The sequence below is a fragment of the Photobacterium sp. Alg240-V54 genome (assembly GCF_900537155.1).
Lineage (GTDB): Bacteria > Pseudomonadota > Gammaproteobacteria > Enterobacterales > Vibrionaceae > Photobacterium.
Genome location: NZ_UNRL01000002.1, coordinates 55,132 through 76,040 on the forward strand (window position 1 = coordinate 55,132; position 20,909 = coordinate 76,040).

Consider the following 20,909-nt stretch of genomic DNA (forward strand, 5'->3'; position numbering starts at 1 on the left):
AGAACTAAAAAGCGGCGGCGAGTATAACAGAGCTATAAAAAAAAGGAAGTGGTTATTTTTTCGACGTTAGTCAGTGCTGAAAAAATAAATAATGACGGTATTTTATTTATTGATGACGGTAATGGCTAATAACAATCATCAAATAGACATGTTTTCTTCATTTTTGTTATGGCTGTGCTACTATCTCTGAGCGTTAAATTAGACTGGAATATAGCGACATCATGTTAGATAAAATTCGCGTTGTCCTCATTGGCACGTCACATCCTGGAAATATCGGTTCTGCAGCTCGCGCAATGAAAGTAATGGGGTTAACTAACCTTGTTCTTGTTGATCCTGCCTGTGAAATTGATAGTCATACAATTGCTTTAGCAGCCGGTGCCGCTGATGTGGTTCAGAACGCTAAAATTGTAAAAACATTAGATGAAGCCGTTGCTGATTGCGGGTTAGTTGTTGGCTCAAGTGCACGTTCTCGCACGTTAGAGTGGCCACAATTAGACCCACGTGAAAATGGCATTAAAGTTATTGCAGAGTCTGAACAGCATCCGGTGGCGATTTTATTTGGTCGTGAGCGTACTGGCCTGACTAATGAAGAATTACAAAAATGTCATTGCCATGTTTATATTCCAGCTAACCCTGAATATAGTTCATTGAACCTTGCAATGGCAGTTCAAACGGTAACCTACGAAGTTCGTATGGCATACCTTGATGCGACTAAGCATCAATCGACAGCGGTTGTTGATGAATACCCACGTGCTAATGAACTTGAACGGTTTTATGAGCATCTTGAAAAAGTGACCAGCCAAACGCGATTTATTAATAAAAATCATCCTGGCATGGTAATGGTAAAATTACGTCGTATGTTTACCCGTGCTCGTCCTGAGCAGCAAGAGTTAAATATTTTACGCGGTATTCTATCGTCAGTAGAAAAGACCATTGAAACCTTAGAGAAGAACACTAAATAACCGCTTTCGCAAGCCAGCGAAAGACCTACTGTTTTAGTGGGTTAAATACTTGACCAAATTAGTCGGGTATGAGAGACTGCCTCTATAAATTCAAGTAGGTAGCCATGTTATGAAGTTGACTTCAAAAGGAAGATACGCTGTGACGGCAATGTTAGATGTAGCATTGCATTCACATAATGGACCAGTACCGTTGGCTGATATTTCAGAACGTCAAGGGATCTCGCTGTCCTACCTAGAACAACTCTTTTCGCGTCTTCGTAAAGCGGGCTTAGTAACCAGTGTCCGTGGTCCTGGTGGTGGTTACCGCCTCGGTGAAGATGCCGCCAATATTGCTGTTGGTATGGTTATCGCAGCAGTTGATGAATCAGTTGATGCCACTAAGTGTCAAGGTAAAGGTGGCTGCCAAGGTGGTGTGCGTTGTTTAACTCATACCTTATGGCATGATCTTAGTGATCGTATCAGCGGATTTTTAAATAACATCACTCTTGGTGAGCTGATGAAGGATAATGATGTACAAACGATTGCTGATCGTCAGGATATAATCCTACAAAGCAATAACAAAACATCATTTGCAAATAAAAAATCACACGACAGCGCCCCTATCGGTGTCGATGTCCGCTCCTAGAGACCAGACGTTCGTGTTTTCGGAGAAGAAAATGAAACTGCCAATATATTTTGATTACTCTGCAACTTGCCCGGTAGATCCTCGTGTTGCTGAGAAAATGGTTCAGTGCTTAACTATGGATGGTACGTTTGGTAACCCAGCGTCACGTTCACACCGTTATGGCTGGCAAGCGGAAGAAGCGGTTGATACTGCTCGTGAGTATATTGCTGAGCTAATCAACGCCGATCCCCGTGAGATTGTGTTTACCTCGGGTGCTACTGAGTCTGATAACCTTGCAATTAAAGGTGCTGCCCACTTCTATAACAAGAAAGGTAAGCACGTTATTACATGCAAAACTGAGCACAAAGCGGTTCTTGACCCATGTCGTCAATTAGAGCGTGAAGGTTATGAGGTGACTTACCTTGAGCCTGAATCAAATGGTCTTGTTGATTTGGCAAAACTACGCGACGCAATGCGTGAAGATACTGTGCTGGTTTCTATTATGCATGTGAACAACGAAATTGGTGTTGTGCAAGATATCGCAGCAATTGGTGAAATTTGTCGTGAAAACAAGACAATTTTCCATGTTGATGCGGCACAATCTGCAGGTAAACTGCCGATCGATGTTCAAACAATGAAAGTGGACTTAATCTCATTTTCTGCGCACAAAATTTACGGCCCTAAAGGTATTGGTGCATTATATGTACGCCGTAAGCCGCGTATTCGTCTTGAAGCACAAATGCACGGTGGCGGCCATGAGCGTGGTTTCCGTTCTGGTACTCTACCAACACATCAAATTGTTGGTATGGGCGAAGCATTCCGCATTGCTAAGCTAGAAATGGCACAAGATTACCAACATGCAGTTGATATGCGTGAGCGTTTACTTAAAGGCCTTGAAGGTATCGAAGAGATGTCTATCAATGGTGATATTGAGCACCGCATTCCCAACAACCTTAACATCAGTTTTGCGTTTGTTGAAGGTGAGTCATTATTAATGGCATTGAAAGATCTTGCAGTATCATCAGGCTCTGCATGTACATCGGCAAGCCTAGAGCCTTCTTATGTACTACGTGCATTAGGTCTAAATGATGAACTAGCACATAGTTCAATTCGTTTCTCTTTTGGTCGTTTCACAACGGCAGAAGAAATTGATTACGCTGTAGTTCAAATTAAAGAAGCAGTCGACAAGCTACGTGCAATGTCACCTCTTTGGGATATGTTCAAAGACGGCATTGATTTAGATACGGTTGAGTGGGCACACCACTAATCTGCGGTTAGACATTATTCGAGGGAATTTATCATGGCATATAGTGAAAAAGTCATCGATCATTATGAAAATCCGCGTAACGTGGGTTCATTTGACAACGACGATAAAAACATTGGTAGCGGTATGGTGGGTGCACCAGCCTGTGGCGATGTAATGAAACTTCAGATCAAAGTAACTGAAGATGGCATCATCGAAGATGCAAAGTTTAAAACTTACGGTTGTGGTTCTGCTATCGCATCAAGTTCACTGATCACCGAGTGGGTGAAAGGTAAAACATTAGACGAAGCAGCATCAATTAAGAACTCTGCGATTGCAGAAGAGCTTGAGTTACCGCCAGTTAAGGTTCACTGCTCGATTCTTGCAGAAGATGCAATTAAAGCAGCGGTTAGCGATTATAAGAAGAAACACGAACAAAAATAATTCTGAGGTTTGAAGTATGGCCATTACTATCACTGAAGCGGCAGCAAGTCGCGTATCGAGTTTTTTAGCCAACCGTGGCAAAGGTATCGGTTTGCGTCTCGGAGTTCGCACTTCAGGATGTTCGGGTATGGCGTATATCCTTGAGTTCGTCGACAACCTTGACGAAGGGGACCAAGTCTTTGAAGAGCAAGGTGTAAAAATTATCGTTGATGCAAAAAGCTTGGTTTACTTAGATGGTACTGAGCTTGATTTTGCCAAAGAAGGCCTCAATGAAGGTTTTCAATTTAATAACCCTAACGTGTCTAGCGAATGTGGTTGTGGTGAAAGCTTCAACGTGTAATTGCGCATAGTGTTTTATTAAACCTGGCTGCTGGCCGCCATTATGGCGAGTGAGTTGTCAGGTTTATTTTTTATATATGGTTGCGATTATGAATCATTTCGAATTATTTGGATTACCGTTTCAGTTTGATGTTGATGGCGGTTTATTAGCAACACAATTCCGTGAATTACAACGTCGATTCCATCCGGATAACTTTGCAACGGCATCCGAACGTGATCGGTTATTGTCGGTACAAAAAGCAGCCCAGATTAACGATGCCTTTCAAACGCTAAAAAATCCTGTCTCCCGTGCTGAATATATGCTTTCCGAACGCGATGAAGATATTCGTGGTGAGCAAAAGACATTACAAGATATGGATTTCTTGATGCAACAAATGGAGCTGCGTGAAGCGTTAGAAGCAATTTCTGAGTGTGCTGATCCAGAATCTGCATTAGTAGATTTTGAACAACAAGCCGCAATTATGTATCAACAACAGTTACATAAACTGGCACAATTGCTCAATCAAGAAAATTGGTTTGAAGCTGCAGATGCAGTACGTAAGTTAAAGTTTATTGTTAAGTTGCGTGATGAAGTCGAACGTCTTGAAGAATCATTATTTGACTAATCATCAACTTGCGTTATTTAGACAGGAACGATAATGGCATTTTTACAGATTTCTGAGCCCGGTCAAAGTGCAGCCCCGCATCAACAAAAATTAGCGGTTGGCATTGATTTAGGGACGACAAACTCATTAGTGGCAACTGTCCGTAGTGGCGTTGCAGAAACATTAAAAGATGCTGAAGGACGTTCAATTTTACCCTCAGTGGTTCACTATACTGACAAACATGTGTTAACAGGAGATACTGCGCGTGCGTATGCACAACGTGATCCTATCAATACTATTTTATCGGTAAAACGTCTTATGGGACGCTCATTAGTTGATATTGAGCAGCGTTACCCGCAATTACCTTATCAATTTACCGCATCAGACAATGGCTTACCGCAGTTAGTAACTCGCCAAGGTGCGATGAACCCGGTACAAATCTCTGCTGAAATTTTAAAATCATTAAGTCAGCGTGCAGTAGAAAGCTTAGGCGGCGATCTTGAAGGTGTCGTGATCACCGTGCCAGCCTATTTTGATGATGCTCAGCGAGCGGGTACAAAAGATGCGGCTAAGTTAGCCAATTTGAATGTTTTGCGCTTACTTAATGAACCAACAGCCGCGGCAATTGCTTATGGTCTTGATTCCGGTCAAGAAGGGGTTATTGCTGTTTATGATCTCGGTGGTGGCACCTTTGATATTTCGATTTTACGTCTGTCTAAAGGTGTGTTTGAAGTATTAGCGACTGGCGGAGATTCTGCATTAGGTGGCGATGATCTTGATCAGTTGATTGCTGACTGGATATTAACTCAAGCTCAGTTAACAGAAACATTAACCCCGCAACAACGTCGTCAATTACATGATGCCGCTCAACAAGCGAAAGTGGCGTTGAGTGACGCTGATAGCGTTGTCATCAATGTACTTGGTTGGCAGGGGGACATCACTCGCGAGCAATTTAATACGTTAGTAACGCCATTAATTAAGAAAACCTTATTTGCGTGTCGTCGTGCGTTAAAAGATGCTGATATCACTATTGATGACGTGATTGAAACTGTGATGGTCGGTGGCTCTACTCGAGTGCCGTTAGTGCGTGAATTAGTCGGAAGCTTCTTTGGTAAAACACCATTAACCTCGATTGATCCTGATCAGGTGGTTGCGATTGGTGCGGCTATTCAAGCTGATATTCTGGTGGGTAATAAACCTGACGCAGATATGCTGCTACTTGATGTGATTCCATTGTCATTAGGCATTGAAACGATGGGCGGCATGATCGAGAAAATTATTCCGCGTAACACCACCTTGCCAGTTGCACGTGCTCAAGAATTTACCACCTTTAAAGATGGCCAAACAGCGATGTCGGTCCATATTGTTCAAGGTGAGCGTGAAATGGTAAGTGATTGCCGTTCATTAGCGCGATTTACCTTGCGTGGTATTCCACCGATGGCAGCAGGAGCTGCTCATATTCGTGTCACGTATCAAGTGGATGCGGATGGTTTGTTGTCGGTAACAGCAATGGAAAAAAGTAGCGGTGTACAATCATCAATTCAAGTGAAGCCATCGTATGGTCTTTCTGATGATGAAATTGCAACCATGCTACGCGATTCAATGACCTTTGCTCAAGATGATAAAGATGCGCGTGCATTAGCGGAACAACAGGTTGAAGCCGATCGAGTACTTGAAGGCTTAATCGCAGCATTGGCTGCCGATGGTGAGACCTTACTAAGTGTTCAAGAGCGTGATGAGTTAGAAACTGTAATGATGGAACTGGTTCAATTACGTCAGAGTGGAGATACTCGTGCAATTGAAGCAGGAATTAAGAAAACTGATAAGGCCAGCCAAGAATTTGCGTCACGCCGAATGGATCAATCTATTCGTCAAGCGTTAGCTGGTCAGTCTATTGATGAGGTTTAGGCATGCCTAAGATTATAATTTTACCCAATGAAGAACATTGCCCTGAAGGCGCAATTTTAGACGCACAATCTGGCGAAACAATCCTAGATGTAGCATTGCGCAATGGCATTGAAATTGAGCATGCGTGTGAAAAGTCTTGTGCATGTACTACATGCCATGTTGTTGTTCGTGAAGGCTTTGATTCTCTAAATGAAAGCGATGAACTTGAAGATGACATGCTTGATAAGGCATGGGGGCTTGAGCCTGAATCTCGATTAAGTTGTCAAGCGCGTGTAGCTGATGATGACTTAGTGGTCGATATTCCACGCTATACCGTCAATCTTGCTTCTGAAGCACATTAATTGAAACAGCTAAATAGGTCGCCATTGTGGTGGCCTATTTTTTTAGCTATTGATTAATAAATATGGCTATTTATTGAAGCGATAGTTAAGTTAATTTGTTAATTGTATTCAAAAATGAGGGTTTATTATGAGTTTACAATGGATTGATTCGCGCGATATTGCGATTGAATTGATTGAACTTCATCCTGATGTTGATCCAACCCAAGTTCGCTTTACTGATCTTCGTGAGTGGATCATTGCTTTAGATGAATTTGACGATGATATTGATCACTGCAATGAAAAGATTTTAGAAGCAGTACAAATGTGTTGGATTGACGAGCAATAATCACAATACCGAAAAAGCCTGTTTTATGGTTGCCTCTCAGGGGTGATGAGCATAGTCTTATTAACAATAAAAGTAGAATAACAACAACGCAGTAGTTAGCTTTGTTTCATTGCTTTGGCTGTGTGATATTTATCAAGGAGCGTATCAATGTCTACCATAATGGCGGTGGGTCTTTCTCATCAAGCAGCAGGTTCACAGTGGGGAACCAATGCGTTAATTAGTTTTGGTGCTGAAGGCTGTGTGATCCATGCTACTACCAATGATATTTTAGGCGATATTCAACGTGCTGGTCGTCGGTTGGATGCACAAGGCATTAAAGCGGTTAATTTAACGGGCATGGCTTGGGGCTTAGATGCTATTTGGGCGTTCTTACAAGGCTACCGTAACCCTAAAGCTGATAATACTGTGCAGTGGCCAGCCTTATCAGCGCTTGATGAAGCAGAATTACAAGCACGAATTAAAACCATTAATTGGGTGTGCGATATTATTAACCAACCCGCTGATGTGGTTGCGCCTTCACAATTAGCCGCGCGTGCTGGTGAATTTATCAAGTCATTAGCTCCTGAACATGTGACCTATAAAATCGTGAAAGGTAACGATTTATTAGATGAAGGTTGGAACGGTATTCATGCCGTTGGTCGTGGTTCTGATCGCCGCCCTGCGATGCTACGTTTAGATTACAATCCAACCGGTGATGCAAATGCGCCAGTGTTTGCTTGTATTGTTGGTAAAGGTATTACCTTTGATTCCGGTGGCTACAGCATTAAGCCTTCGGCAGGTATGACAGCAATGAAAGCAGATATGGGCGGTGCAGCGTTAGCTACGGGAGGAGTAGCGTTAGCGATGGCGCGTGGGCTTAATAAGCGAATTAAACTGGTTCTATGTTGTGCTGAGAATATGATTTCAGGCCGTGCATTAAAACTGGGCGATATCATTAAGTATAAAAACGGAAAAACAGTTGAGGTACTTAATACCGATGCTGAAGGCCGATTAGTGTTAGCTGATGGTTTAATGTATGCCAATAGCCAACATCCTGAGTTGATCATTGATTGTGCGACGTTAACTGGCTCAGCCAAAATGGCGTTGGGCAATGACTACCATGCATTATTGAGTTTTGATCAAGATTTATCGCGCCAAGCTTTAGCTGCAGCAGCACAAGAAGGCGAAGGCATGTGGCCACTGCCATTGGCTGATATTCACCGTAATATGTTGCCATCGAATTTTGCTGATTTAGCCAATATTTCAAGTGGTGACTTTATGCCTGGAGCAAGTACAGCTGCAGCATTCTTATCCTATTTTGTTGATAATTATCAACAAGGCTGGATGCACATTGATGCCAGTGGTACTTTCCGTAAGAGCGGTAATGACCAATGGGCTGCAGGCGCAACAGGAATGGGTGTTAAAACACTGGCTCGTATTCTAGCGCAATAATTATTTTGCGAACAAAAAGCCTTCTTAAAGCGTTTAAGAGGGCTTTTTTTATATTTAAATTACGTCAAATGAAAAATATAGACTATAAATAAAACAAGAGGTTATCAATAATGTTGACAGTAAATTTATCAAAAGAGCCCGCACGCGCTCCTTGGGGTATTAATGCCTTAATCAGTTACCAAACTGACAGTGTCACTGTGCATTATGGTGATGCATTTGGTTTGCGTCGTATTCAGCAAGCAGGACGTCAAATTCAGACTCAATCGATCACTGCTGTGAGCTTAAAAGGTGATGGTTGGAACTATGAGCGTCAATGGGCATTCTATTGCGGCTTTGCAGCGACCATGGATAGCGTCACGATCCAGTGGGCGTCGATTGATGAAGATGAACTTGAACTATTAAATGCGCGTCGACATAGCCATGACTGGGCGCGAACCTTGATTAATACTGGTCCTGATAGCATTTATCCACAAAAATTAGCTCAAGCAGCAGTGCAGTTTTTATCTGAGATAGGTGGTGATCATATTAGTGCGCAAATGATTGTGGGTGATGAATTACTCGCTGACGGCTGGATTGGTATTCATAGTGTTGGCCGTGGTAGTCAGCACCCTCCGGTGTTGTTAGAGCTTGATTATAATCCTACTGGTGATCCTGATGCACCCATTAGTGCTTGTTTGGTGGGAAAGGGGATCACATTTGATTCTGGTGGTTATAGCTTAAAGCCAAGTGCTGGCATGGTCAGCATGAAATGTGACATGGGAGGTGCGGCAACGGTTACTGCTGCTTTAGGGTACGCGATTGCACAAGGTTTAGCTCAACGGGTCAAACTTATTCTTTGTTGTGCTGAAAATATGGTCTCAGGCGATGCTTATAAACTTGGTGATGTGTTAACGTATAACAATGGAGTATCTGTTGAAATAGTAAATACTGATGCTGAAGGGCGATTAGTGTTAGCCGATGGTTTATTGCTTGCTTCGGCAACCAAAGCCCCATTAATCATCGATGCAGCAACATTAACGGGTGCTGCAATGATGGCGGTCGGTAGCGACTACAATGCGATTTTTGGTTTTGATAAAGCATTGTTAGCCCGCGCTCAACAGTTATCAGAATTAGTCAATGAACCTGCGTGGCCATTACCACTTGAAAAGTGGCATCAAGATTATTGTCCGTCTGCATTTGCAGATACTGCCAATAGTCGTGTTCAAAAAGGTGGCGGCATGGGTGGCGCATCAAATGCAGCTGGATTTTTATCGCGCTTTGTTGATACCGATAATAGTCGTTGGATTCATTTCGATCTAGCAGCATGTTATCGTGATAGCGCTGATCCACGTTGGGCAGTCGGTGCAACAGGCTTAGGTATTGCTAATATTGCAGGATTACTGTTGTAAAGTAATCCTGCCTATCAGTAGATACAACTAAATGGACGGCAACTAGACTCAAAAGGAACTATAATAATGACAATAGAAAAAACTTTTTCAATCGTAAAGCCGGATGCTGTTAAACGAAATTTAATTGGCGCTATTTATCAACGTTTCGAAAATGCAGGTTTGAACATTGTAGCGGCAAAAATGTTACAGCTAACAAAAGAGCAAGCTCAAGGCTTTTATGCTGAACATGAAGGTAAACCTTTTTTTGACGAATTAGTTGATTTTATGACATCTGGCCCGGTGATGGTGCAAGTGCTAGAAGGCGAAGATGCGATTGTTCGTTATCGAGAGCTCATGGGGAAAACCAATCCTCAAGAAGCAGCATGCGGGACTATTCGTGCCGATTTTGCTATTAGCTTACGTTATAATTCGGTCCATGGTTCAGATAGCCCAGTATCAGCAGAGCGTGAGATTGGCTACTTTTTTGCCGCTGATGAATTATGTCCTCGCAGTGAATGATTACGTTGTGATGAAAAAATAAGCAAAACCAAATACTAAAGGGAGGCTCAGGCTTCCCTTTGTTATTTTATGCGCCAAGATAGTGATAACCGCTAAAATAACCATACAGTGAACAGGTGGAAACCCGCGCCTAAAGGCTGTACAATTTCGCGCCTTAAACCCTGATAGCTATGATGAGACTGCCAATTGCAGATCTCCGAGTTATAAAGGCGCAGCAATAGTCATTTTTAGTGAGGCACCAACCGATGACAACTGTCAAAATTAATCTGCTGGATTTCGATCGCAAAGGTCTGCGTAAATACTTTGCCGAAGAGCTAAATGAAAAGCCGTTCCGAGCAGATCAGGTAATGAAATGGATCTATCATTTCGGTTGTGATGACTTTGAGCAAATGAACAATATTAATAAAAAGTTGCGCGAAAAATTACAGCGTGTTGCTGAAATTCGTGCACCTGAAGTCTCTAATGCGCAATACTCAAATGATGGCACCATTAAGTGGGCAATGCGTGTTGGCGATCAAGACGTAGAAACCGTTTACATTCCTGATGAAGATCGCGCAACATTATGCGTATCTTCTCAAGTTGGTTGTGCGTTAGAGTGTAAGTTCTGTTCAACAGGCCAACAAGGCTTTAACCGTAATCTACGTGTATCTGAGATTATTGGTCAGGTATGGCGTGCAGCAAAAGAGATCGGTCTGCAAAAAGAAACCGGTCGTCGCCCTATTACTAACATCGTAATGATGGGTATGGGTGAGCCATTACTGAACATGAAAAACTTAATTCCAGCATTAGAAATTATGCTTGATGATTTAGGTTTTGGTTTGTCTAAGCGTCGCGTTACCGTATCAACCTCTGGTGTGGTTTCAGGTTTAGAACAAATGATCGGTACCATTGACGTTGCACTGGCTATCTCATTGCATGCACCAACCGATGAATTACGCTCGCAAATTATGCCAATTAATGATCGGTGGGATATTGAAACGTTTCTTGATGCTGTGCGTCGTTACGTTAATTCAACCAATGCTAACCGCGGTCGTGTAACGATTGAATATGTGCTACTTGATCATGTTAATGATGATATGGAGCATGCTCGTCAGTTAGGTCGTCTATTAAAAGACACGCCAGCGAAGATTAACTTGATTCCATTTAACCCATATCCGGGATCTCCGTATAAAAAACCTAGTAATTCACGTATAGATCGCTTTATGAAAACGCTAATGGAGTATGATTACACAGTAACTGTACGTAAAACGCGTGGTGATGATATTGATGCAGCGTGTGGCCAATTAGTGGGTGATGTTATTGATCGAACTAAACGCACTCAAGCTAAATTACCAGCGGGTGAACCTATTGCAGTGAAAACCCTCTAAATTAGATTAGCGATTATAATCTCTTCGCGGTTTAACATGGATGTTAAGGTGAGTAAAAATGATACGATGGATACATTATCCATTATTTTCTTGTTTGCTGTTGGCCGGCTGTGCCACTGTGAAAGTAGAAAATAACGCTGAACAATTCAATGCCATTGATGCGGCAGAAGCCCGCATGACATTGGGGTTAAGTTATTTAAAAGTAGGTCAATGGCAACGTGCCCGTGAAAATCTGGAACAAGCATTAGACTATGCGCCAGATTATTATCGTGTCCAAAATGCCATGGCCTATTATTATCAAAAGGTAGGTGAAAACGCTGCTGCTGAAAAAATGTATAAAAAGGCTCTAAAGGACTCACCTAAAAATGGTGATGTACTGAATAATTACGGGGTGTTTTTATGTAGCGAAGGGCGTTATGACGAAGCCATCAGTGCTTTTGTTAAAGCTATCGATCAACCTTACTATTACCTTATTTCGGCAAGTTATGAAAATGCAGGTTTATGTAGTGATAAACAGGGCAATGACTTACAAGCGATAGATTATTTTGAAAAAGCACTTTCTCATGATCCATATCGTCCGAAATCAATGTTACAACTGGCACGACTACAATTAGACGCTAATAATTACAAAGACGCTCGTGTGCTGTTGTTTAAATTTAATAAGCGATATGGGTATACAGCAAATAGCTTGCTGTTACTTATTCAGTTAGAAAACCAGACTGGACGGTTAACTTTGGTCACTAAATACGCTAACTTATTAAAAGAACAATTCCCTGATTCTCAGCAATATCAGAATTATCTAGCCAATGAATACTGAACATAACGATTCACCTCAACCAAACAATGTTGTACGACCGGGCGATATGCTTCGTCAGGCGCGCGAACAACTAGGTTACTCACAAGCAGATATCGCTAATCGATTACGACTTCGATTATCTGTTATCAATGATATTGAAAGTAACTGCTTTGATAGTGAGAAAATATCGACATTTACTCGCGGGTATGTGAGATCGTATGCAAAGTATGTTGGTTTAGATGACGTTGCCGTGGTCGGTTTACTTGACGATTATGGCCACTCAAAACCGAAAGCCCAAGAAATGCAAAGTTTCTCACGCCGCACTAACCGTGAAGCGCATGATAGCCGTATAATGGGGCTAACATGGATTTTAGCGGTGATTTTTGTGGGTGTGACGGCGGTATGGTGGTGGCAAAATAGCCATTTAGATCGCGATCTTACACCGGCGGTGGATGTTGCTAATATTGAATCGTCAGCGCTAACGGATAATACATCTGCTGTGGTTGAACCATCAGCTGCGACGGTAACGGCTGAAACAGCGACCACCAATACAGCGGTAACAGATGTTACGCCAACGCCAACAGATGTAACGACTTCAAATGTTACACCAGCTGCAATCAACACCGATACGGTGCAAACGCCAGCAGTAGCAACAGAGGCAGCAACAGAGGCAGCAACAGTAATAAAACCTGTAGCTGCCATTACGACAGACACTTCAACAGCGGCAGTAACACCGACTGCAACAGCAGATGTTGCAGGAGTAGATGTTACAGTAGCACCGGCATTAGCGCTTACGTTTGCTGCCGATTGTTGGATTGATATTCGTGATGCAAATGGTAAACGCCTTGAAAGTGGGCTCAAGACTGCCGGTCAAACACTTGCTGTTGATGGTAAGGCACCGTTTCGAGTACGACTTGGTGCCCCGAGCGCCGTTAAAATAGAAATTAAAGGGCAACCTTTCGATCTTAGTCGTTATCCGGCGGGTCGACCTGTAACGTTAACGTTGCCGTAGTAATAGAGAATAATAAACATGCATAACGAATCACCCATTATACGTCGCCAATCAAGCCGAATTTATGTCGGTAATGTGCCTATTGGCGATGGCGCTCCGATTGCTGTGCAGTCGATGACCAATACCCGTACCACAGATGTTGAGGCTACGGTTGCTCAAATTCGAGCGCTAGAAAAAGTAGGTGCCGATATCGTTCGTGTTTCTGTACCGACGATGGATGCTGCTGAAGCGTTTAAGTTGATCAAGCAACAAGTCAATGTTCCTTTGGTTGCAGATATTCATTTTGATTACCGTATTGCATTGAAAGTGGCAGAATACGGCGTTGACTGCTTGCGTATTAACCCTGGTAATATTGGTCGTGAAGATCGTATTCGCTCAGTGGTTGAATGTGCGCGTGATAATAATATTCCCATTCGAATTGGCGTTAATGGCGGCTCGTTAGAAAAAGAAATTCAACAAAAATACGGTGAGCCAACACCGGCTGCGTTAGTTGAATCAGCGATGCGCCATGTCGAGATTTTAGATCGTCTTAACTTTGATCAATTCAAAGTCAGTGTTAAAGCTTCTGATGTGTTTCTTGCGGTTGAATCTTATCGCCTATTAGCGAAGCAAATTATTCAGCCATTGCATTTAGGTATTACTGAGGCGGGCGGTGCGCGCGCAGGTTCGGTGAAATCAGCAGTAGGCTTAGGAATGTTATTAGCCGAAGGCATTGGCGATACGTTACGTATTTCATTAGCGGCAGATCCGGTTGAAGAGATCAAAGTAGGATTTGATATTTTAAAATCGCTACGTATTCGCTCGCGTGGAATTAACTTTATTGCTTGTCCAACTTGTTCACGCCAAGAGTTTGACGTTATCGCAACGGTTAATGAATTAGAGCAACGCTTAGAAGATATCGTGATTCCAATGGATGTTTCTATTATCGGTTGTGTGGTTAATGGCCCGGGTGAAGCTGAAGCTTCGCATCTAGGTATTGCTGGCGGTAATCGTAAAAGTGCCTTCTATGAAGACGGTATTCGTCAAAAAGAACGTTTTGATAACGATAACGTCATTGATCAACTTGAGGCTAAAATCCGAGCAAAAGCTTCAATGTTAGACCTAAACAATCGTATTGATATTACGCAATAACATAAAATAGTAAAAACCATGCTGTTATTGTGGCAGCATGGTTCACTATTTCTGCAATAAATTATATATTCGATTTAAATCCCCATCGAAAACTGAGAATAATCGTGGCGAAACAAATTCAAGCAATTCGAGGCATGAACGATTGCCTACCAACACAAACTCCTCTTTGGCAAAAAGTCGAAGGTACAGTTAAACAAGTGATCAGTGCATATGGTTACAATGAAATCCGTATGCCAATTGTTGAGTCGACACATTTGTTTAAACGTGCAATCGGTGAAGTTACTGATGTTGTTGAAAAAGAAATGTACACCTTTGATGATCGTAATGGCGATAGTCTGACATTGCGTCCAGAAGGTACAGCAAGCTGTGTGCGTGCTGGTATCGAAAATGGTCTACTTTACAATCAAGAACAACGTTTATGGTACATGGGTCCAATGTTCCGTCATGAGCGTCCACAAAAAGGTCGTTACCGTCAATTCCACCAAGTTGGTGTCGAAGTATTTGGTATTGAAGGCCCAGATGTTGATGCAGAATTAATTATGATGACCGCCCGTTTATGGCGTGAACTTGGTATTAATGATCATGTTCGTCTAGAGTTAAACTCTATTGGTTCACTGCAAGCACGTGCAGAGTACCGCACCGCGTTAATTGCATTCCTTGAACAGCATATGGATGTATTAGATGAAGACGCTAAGCGTCGTATGTACACTAATCCACTGCGTGTACTTGACTCTAAAAACCCAGCAATTCAAGCAATCCTTGTTGATGCGCCAATGCTGTCAGCTTACCTCGATCCAGAATCACAGCAACATTTTACTGGATTATGTGAACTATTAGACGCTGCTGGCATCAAATACCAAGTAAATGAGCGCCTTGTACGTGGTTTAGATTATTATAACCGTACTGTATTTGAGTGGATCACAGATAGCTTAGGTGCACAAGGTACAGTATGTGGTGGCGGTCGTTACGACGGTCTAGTTGAACAACTAGGCGGTAAAGCAACCCCATCAGTAGGTTTTGCAATGGGCCTTGAGCGTTTGGTATTACTAATGGAAGCACTAGAGCAAGACGATGTACGTCGCTCGGTTGATGTTTACGTGGTAACTGCCGGAGAAGGTACATTAACTGCTGGTATGCTGCTTGCAGAAAAATTACGTAATCAATTACCACAGTTACGCATTATGTCTAACTTTGGTGGCGGTAATTTTAAAAAGCAATTTAAACGAGCTGATAACGTAGGTGCAGCTATTGCCCTGGTTCTTGGTGAAAATGAAATTGCACAAAACACGGTTGTGGTTAAAGATCTCCATGGCGGTGAACAAACAACCATGGCACAGGACGAGGTTGCCGCTAAATTGGCAGCGTTGATTTAAGAGAGGACAGGAAGTGAACGAGTACGCCACAGAAGAACAACAGGTTGAAGCGATAAAATCGTGGTGGCAAGATAACGGCAAAGCCGTTGTTCTAGGCGCCGTGATTGGTTTAGGCGGTCTATTAGGCTGGCGTTACTACCAGTCTGAAGTCCATGCTGCGAAGCATTTAGCATCAGATTCCTATACTCAAGTAGTTACAGCTCTCGACAATAATAGTAAAACTGCTGTCACTGAAGCGCAAACGTTCATTGAAGCTAATAAAGGCAGCCAATACGCTGTTCTTACAGCCTTACAATTAGCGAAAGTTCAAGTTGAGAATAACGATCTTGATGGTGCAATTACGCAACTTAATTGGGTAATTAATAACACTAAAGATAACGCTATTTTACCGTTGGCTGTAACGCGTCTAGCACGTATTTACGCCCAACAACAAAAATTTGATTTAGCTTTAACTGAACTTAAAAAAGTAACGATTCCAAGCTGGAATGAAAATATTGCTGAATTACGTGGCGATATTTTGCTACAAAAAGGCGATATTTCAGCTGCTCGTGAAGCATATATAGAAGCTCAGCAAGATGGTTCATCACCAGCATTGCAAATGAAGCTTAATGACTTAGCTCAATAAGGCGGACATGATGCATAAGGTGTTAAAACGAGCTTTAGCCGTAGCAGTTGCCGTGAGCGTACTATCGGGGTGTGCTAGTGAAGTTGATTCTATTCATATGGCACCATTGCCAAAAGTAGATAATACCTTCACACCAAAAACCGATTGGAGCCACAGTGTTGGTGACGGCGTTTCTGGCTACTATTCAAAACTGACTCCTGTTGTTGGTCAGAATAAAGTCTTTGTTGCCGATCGTAATGGTTTGGTTGAGGCTTTGGATCCTAGTAACGGTAAAGTGTTATGGGAAAATGACTTAGAAAAAGAGACTCCTGTTAAAATTTCTGGCGGCTTAGTATTAGCTGAAGGAAAAATTTTCATGGGTACCGAAAATGCCAATGTTATTGCTTTAGATGCCGAAACGGGTAAAGAAGTTTGGCGTGCTAAAGTTGCAGGTGAAGTGCTATCAAAGCCCTTAGTTGATAGTGGTATTGTGGTCGTTAATACCAGTAGCGGTGTGTTACAAGCACTGAATGCTGATACTGGTAAAAGCAAATGGCAAATCAGCAATGAGATTCCAACCTTAACATTGCGTGGTACAAGCTCACCGGTTGCTATCGCTGGTGGTGTTTTCTGGGGCCTATCAAATGGCCGTTTAGAAGGCGCTATTTTAAATAATGGCCAAGTGCTATGGCAGCAAACAATCTCAACCCCTAAAGGTTCAACTGAAATTGATCGTTTAGTTGATGTTGATGCGGCTCCAGTGATTGCTGGCGATCGTCTCTACGCAATCGGCTATAATGGTTCATTAGTATCAATTGATCTTCGTAGTGGTCAGATTGCGTGGAAACGTAATTATTCATCAGCAACAAATTTTGTGGTTGATGGTAATGAATTGTTCCTTGTAACCTCGAAAGATCATATTGTCGCAGTTGATGCCCGTAGCGGTACTGAACTATGGCAAAACAAAGATCTTCAATATCGTCAACTGAGTGCGCCAGCTGTGATTGATGGCTACTTAGTAACGGGTGATGCGGAAGGATACCTGCATTGGTTAGATACTCAATCAGGTGAATTTGTTTCACAAGAATCGATTGATGGTAGCGGAATTGCGGTACCGCCAGTTGCGCTGGATAACAATGGTTTCATTGTTGTTACTCGTGATGGCGAAATCAACAAAATGCAAATATCGAAATAAGTCGGTATACTGTCGCTAGATTAATTTGTCGGCTCCAGCTGTCTTATGCAGTTGGAGCCGTTGTTGTTATATCCGTTGTGTATATTATTGTCGGATGAAGATAAGTAAATATGCTTATTTGAGGCAAGAATGAACGGTAAAATGTCAATTAAGACTATGAAAAGTAAGAGGTAATTATGATTCCTGTTGTTGCCCTTGTCGGGCGCCCAAACGTGGGTAAATCGACGTTGTTCAATCGTCTTACTCGCACGAGGGATGCACTAGTTGCAGACTTTCCTGGTTTAACTAGGGATCGTAAATACGGTAGAGCTGAGTTAGAAGAGCACGAATTTATTGTTATTGATACCGGTGGTATTGATGGCACAGAGGAAGGTGTTGAAACTAAAATGGCTGAACAGTCATTAGCGGCAATCGAAGAAGCAGACGTTGTACTGTTCTTGGTTGATGGTCGTGCGGGATTAACATCGGCTGATGAAGCAATTGCAAAGCACCTTCGTAGCCGTGAAAAGCCAACATTTTTAGTGGTTAACAAGGTTGATGGTATTGACCCTGATACTGCGTGTGCTGAGTTTTGGCGCTTAGGCGTTGATGCGATGTTCCAAATTGCAGCAACCCAAAACCGTGGCGTTACAGCACTAATGGAACGTGCATTAGCACCATTCTCTGATAAATTAAATGCAGAGTTAGCAGCTGAAAATGGCGAAGACGGTGAATTTACTCTTGAAGATTTAACCTCAGTTGCAGACATTGAGAAAGCAAACCTTTCTGAAGAAGATGCTGAAGCTGCGTATAAACGTCTACAAGAACAACCAATTAAGATGGCTATCATTGGTCGTCCTAATGTGGGTAAATCAACCCTAACTAACCGTATTCTTGGTGAAGAACGCGTTGTTGTTTACGATATGCCGGGAACAACACGTGACTCTATTTACATTCCAATGGAACGTGATGGTCAAGAATACGTATTGATTGATACCGCAGGTGTTCGTCGTCGTAAGAATATGAGCATGGCAGTTGAGAAGTTTTCTGTTATTCAAACATTGAAAGCTATCGAAGATGCTAACGTTGTATTGTTAGTTATTGATGCGCGTGAAAATATTTCAGATCAGGATTTAAGCCTACTTGGTTTTGTTCTGAACTCTGGTCGCTCATTAGTGATTGCGATTAATAAGTGGGATGGTTTAGATAACGACGTTAAAGATCGCGTTAAATCTGAACTTGATCGTCGCCTTGGTTTTGTTGACTTTGCGCGTATTCACTTTATTTCTGCATTGCATGGCACGGGTGTTGGTCACTTATATGAATCAGTTATTGAAGCGTATAAGTCAGCAACTAAGCGTATTAGCACATCATTGCTAACGCGTATTATGCAAATGGCACAAGATGATCACCAACCACCAATGATTCGTGGCCGTCGTGTGAAACTTAAGTATGCCCATGCGGGTGGTTATAACCCACCGATTATTGTGATTCACGGTAACCAAGTTAATGACCTTCCTGGTTCTTACAAGCGTTACCTGATGAACTACTACCGTAAGTCATTAGAAATGATGGGTACACCTATTCGAATTCAATTCCAGAATAGTGAAAACCCATTTGAAACAACTAAGCAGAAGTTGACTGTTTCTCAAGAGCGTCAACGTAAGCGTCTAACCAACGCGTTACATGATCGCAAAAAGTAATTTTTGACGATTATGTGTTGTTTTTAGATGTGAAAGCCCAACCATAGTGTTGGGCTTTTTTATAAGGAAAATATCATGTCTGCTATTACAGCAACGATTGCGATGCCAACCTCGATTACACCAACCAAGGTCGTTTTCACTCAACAGCAGTGGCAAATAGACACCACAATTATTTGTGCTGTGAGTGAGAAAGAGGGAACGACATGGGTAGTAACGGTACAAACACCGTTTCATCCAGTGAGCCATATTTGGCCAGATCATCCTGCTGATCGTGGTCAATTGTGTTATCAAGACCAACGCTATAATGTTGTCGATTGTGTTGTTGGTGCCATCGAAATCGCAACTCAGCAATTGTATATTGCTAGCGATATTCCTGTTAAGCGTGACACCGAAGGTTGGGTATTTGTAGTGGTTCACGCTATAGATGCTGCGATCGCGATTACACCAGCTGAAACTGTTACTTTAACGGTTGATAAAGCCTACCAGCAAGCATTAAGCCGTGGTCACAGTGGTGGTCATTTATCATCATTGGCATTAAATAAAGTACTGCACCATGATTTTTGGCGCAAAGATCCTAGCCGCCGTGATGAGTTAGGTTATTACGATTTTCACAGTTATGCGCAAGAAAAGAGCCTTGTCAGTGAGAATTGCAGTACCGACCATTACCGCTTAGGTAAGACCTTACGTAAACGAGGCTTAAATAGTGCTGAGATGGTGGCTAATTTAGCCCAAATAACCTTAGACATTAATCAACAACTTGCCCAATGGATCCAATTAGCAACGCCAATAGTGATGCGACGTGAAGGAGAAACATTGACTGATTCACGTTATTGGCAGTGTGATTTAGGCGGTGAAGGTATTATTGAAATTCCTTGTGGCGGTACCCATGCAACGTCACTGGCTGAGTATCAATCTGTAGCGGTTAAATTTGAGGTTCTCTCTGAGCAAGAGATCGTGATGATCACCACTGCAATTCCTCTTTAGAGCACGCTAGCAACGCTTATTTAAAATCGTCTTCGGGCGATTTTTTTTGAATTAAATGCTGCTCTATAGCAATAAAAGTCTAATTTTGGTGATGTTTGATCTTGTTTACCATGATTTTGTTGTTTTATTAAATGTTGTTTACAGCCGTAATAGTACGAAAGTGTTAATATTTTATGCTGTTAAAAATCCATATGCAGAATATGTAACTTATGCTTTCGGGATGTGTATTGATAAATATTCTTTTACTAGCTGATCGCTGATCGTGGTTAATAAACACAATGATCACCCATAAGGGTAATGATCATTGCTGGGATCATAGTGGCTAAGTTAATACTGGTTAAGCGTAGTTTCAAAATGCTGAAGATCTATCGTACCAAATTCTGAGTGGCTTTAATTTTAGTAGCATCTCAGCGAATAATTTTGCATGCTAGAGCAAATTCATTAAGGAGTTATATAGAGTGAGTGAAAATATTTGTCCGCAATGTGAGAGTGAATTGAGTTGGAAAGATCAGGGGTATTTCTGTGATTACTGCCAACAAAAAGTATCAAAAACAGCATTTTGTCCTGATTGCTCAGAACAACTAGAAAAATTACAAGCGTGTGGTTCTGCAAGCTATTTCTGTAATCATTGCAATGAATTAAAATCAAAATCACGTGTTAAAAGTGTCTTTAATGTCGTTGCAGATTAGCGTTATAGC

The 20,909-nt window shown here is 42.1% G+C and carries 22 protein-coding genes; all 22 read left to right on the plus strand.

The window, feature by feature from the left end:
- The first annotated feature begins 221 nt into the window (after positions 1-221).
- Entirely contained in the window at positions 222-962 is a 741-nt protein-coding gene (gene trmJ, locus G6R09_RS05700; RefSeq protein ID WP_163921154.1) for a tRNA (cytosine(32)/uridine(32)-2'-O)-methyltransferase TrmJ, read from the plus strand.
- Positions 963-1,071: 109 nt separating this feature from the next.
- Positions 1,072-1,587 carry a Fe-S cluster assembly transcriptional regulator IscR gene (iscR, locus tag G6R09_RS05705; RefSeq protein ID WP_065167407.1) on the plus strand — a complete coding sequence of 172 codons (516 nt, stop codon included), beginning with the start codon at positions 1,072-1,074 and terminating at the stop codon, positions 1,585-1,587.
- A 31-nt stretch (positions 1,588-1,618) separates the two neighbouring features.
- Positions 1,619-2,833: an IscS subfamily cysteine desulfurase gene (locus G6R09_RS05710; protein WP_163921157.1), complete on the plus strand. Its 1,215-nt coding sequence runs from the start codon at positions 1,619-1,621 to the stop codon at positions 2,831-2,833.
- 33 nt (positions 2,834-2,866) lie between these two features.
- The gene (gene iscU, locus G6R09_RS05715) at positions 2,867-3,253 is read left to right on the plus strand and encodes a Fe-S cluster assembly scaffold IscU (RefSeq protein ID WP_036795849.1); all 387 of its coding nucleotides are present in this window, start codon (positions 2,867-2,869) and stop codon (positions 3,251-3,253) included.
- A 16-nt stretch (positions 3,254-3,269) separates the two neighbouring features.
- Entirely contained in the window at positions 3,270-3,593 is a 324-nt protein-coding gene (gene iscA / locus G6R09_RS05720) for an iron-sulfur cluster assembly protein IscA (RefSeq protein WP_065167409.1), read from the plus strand.
- Between the two features lie 88 nt (positions 3,594-3,681).
- Positions 3,682-4,197 (plus strand): co-chaperone HscB, encoded by a 516-nt coding sequence (gene hscB / locus G6R09_RS05725; RefSeq protein WP_065167429.1) that lies wholly within the window; start codon positions 3,682-3,684, stop codon positions 4,195-4,197.
- Between the two features lie 33 nt (positions 4,198-4,230).
- Positions 4,231-6,084 (plus strand): Fe-S protein assembly chaperone HscA, encoded by a 1,854-nt coding sequence (gene hscA / locus G6R09_RS05730; RefSeq protein ID WP_163921160.1) that lies wholly within the window; start codon positions 4,231-4,233, stop codon positions 6,082-6,084.
- Between the two features lie 2 nt (positions 6,085-6,086).
- Positions 6,087-6,425, plus strand: coding sequence for an ISC system 2Fe-2S type ferredoxin (gene fdx / locus G6R09_RS05735; RefSeq protein ID WP_065167411.1), 339 nt, complete (start codon positions 6,087-6,089; stop codon positions 6,423-6,425).
- A gap of 127 nt (positions 6,426-6,552) precedes the next feature.
- Positions 6,553-6,750, plus strand: a complete 198-nt coding sequence (gene iscX, locus G6R09_RS05740) for a Fe-S cluster assembly protein IscX (protein WP_060999007.1) — start codon at positions 6,553-6,555, stop codon at positions 6,748-6,750.
- A 147-nt stretch (positions 6,751-6,897) separates the two neighbouring features.
- The gene (gene pepB / locus G6R09_RS05745) at positions 6,898-8,181 is read left to right on the plus strand and encodes an aminopeptidase PepB (protein ID WP_163921163.1); all 1,284 of its coding nucleotides are present in this window, start codon (positions 6,898-6,900) and stop codon (positions 8,179-8,181) included.
- Positions 8,182-8,291: 110 nt separating this feature from the next.
- Positions 8,292-9,569, plus strand: a complete 1,278-nt coding sequence (pepB, locus tag G6R09_RS05750) for an aminopeptidase PepB (protein WP_107204563.1) — start codon at positions 8,292-8,294, stop codon at positions 9,567-9,569.
- Between the two features lie 66 nt (positions 9,570-9,635).
- Entirely contained in the window at positions 9,636-10,067 is a 432-nt protein-coding gene (ndk, locus tag G6R09_RS05755; RefSeq protein WP_163921165.1) for a nucleoside-diphosphate kinase, read from the plus strand.
- Positions 10,068-10,312: 245 nt separating this feature from the next.
- Positions 10,313-11,434, plus strand: coding sequence for a bifunctional tRNA (adenosine(37)-C2)-methyltransferase TrmG/ribosomal RNA large subunit methyltransferase RlmN (locus G6R09_RS05760; RefSeq protein WP_065167414.1), 1,122 nt, complete (start codon positions 10,313-10,315; stop codon positions 11,432-11,434).
- A gap of 58 nt (positions 11,435-11,492) precedes the next feature.
- Positions 11,493-12,251: a type IV pilus biogenesis/stability protein PilW gene (gene pilW / locus G6R09_RS05765; protein WP_065167415.1), complete on the plus strand. Its 759-nt coding sequence runs from the start codon at positions 11,493-11,495 to the stop codon at positions 12,249-12,251.
- A complete protein-coding gene (gene rodZ / locus G6R09_RS05770; RefSeq protein ID WP_163921169.1) occupies positions 12,241-13,242 on the plus strand; it encodes a cytoskeleton protein RodZ in 1,002 nt (333 codons plus the stop codon). The genes pilW and rodZ overlap by 11 nt, the downstream gene beginning before the upstream one ends.
- A gap of 18 nt (positions 13,243-13,260) precedes the next feature.
- Positions 13,261-14,373 carry a flavodoxin-dependent (E)-4-hydroxy-3-methylbut-2-enyl-diphosphate synthase gene (gene ispG / locus G6R09_RS05775; RefSeq protein ID WP_065177076.1) on the plus strand — a complete coding sequence of 371 codons (1,113 nt, stop codon included), beginning with the start codon at positions 13,261-13,263 and terminating at the stop codon, positions 14,371-14,373.
- Between the two features lie 104 nt (positions 14,374-14,477).
- Entirely contained in the window at positions 14,478-15,746 is a 1,269-nt protein-coding gene (hisS, locus tag G6R09_RS05780) for a histidine--tRNA ligase (RefSeq protein ID WP_163921172.1), read from the plus strand.
- A 13-nt stretch (positions 15,747-15,759) separates the two neighbouring features.
- Positions 15,760-16,371, plus strand: a complete 612-nt coding sequence (locus G6R09_RS05785) for a YfgM family protein (RefSeq protein WP_163921174.1) — start codon at positions 15,760-15,762, stop codon at positions 16,369-16,371.
- A gap of 10 nt (positions 16,372-16,381) precedes the next feature.
- Entirely contained in the window at positions 16,382-17,545 is a 1,164-nt protein-coding gene (bamB, locus tag G6R09_RS05790) for an outer membrane protein assembly factor BamB (protein ID WP_065167420.1), read from the plus strand.
- Positions 17,546-17,721: 176 nt separating this feature from the next.
- The gene (gene der, locus G6R09_RS05795) at positions 17,722-19,227 is read left to right on the plus strand and encodes a ribosome biogenesis GTPase Der (protein ID WP_065177077.1); all 1,506 of its coding nucleotides are present in this window, start codon (positions 17,722-17,724) and stop codon (positions 19,225-19,227) included.
- Positions 19,228-19,302: 75 nt separating this feature from the next.
- Entirely contained in the window at positions 19,303-20,211 is a 909-nt protein-coding gene (locus tag G6R09_RS05800; RefSeq protein ID WP_235859655.1) for an alanyl-tRNA editing protein, read from the plus strand.
- A gap of 458 nt (positions 20,212-20,669) precedes the next feature.
- Positions 20,670-20,900 (plus strand): zinc ribbon domain-containing protein, encoded by a 231-nt coding sequence (locus G6R09_RS05805; RefSeq protein WP_065167422.1) that lies wholly within the window; start codon positions 20,670-20,672, stop codon positions 20,898-20,900.
- Positions 20,901-20,909 lie beyond the last annotated feature (9 nt).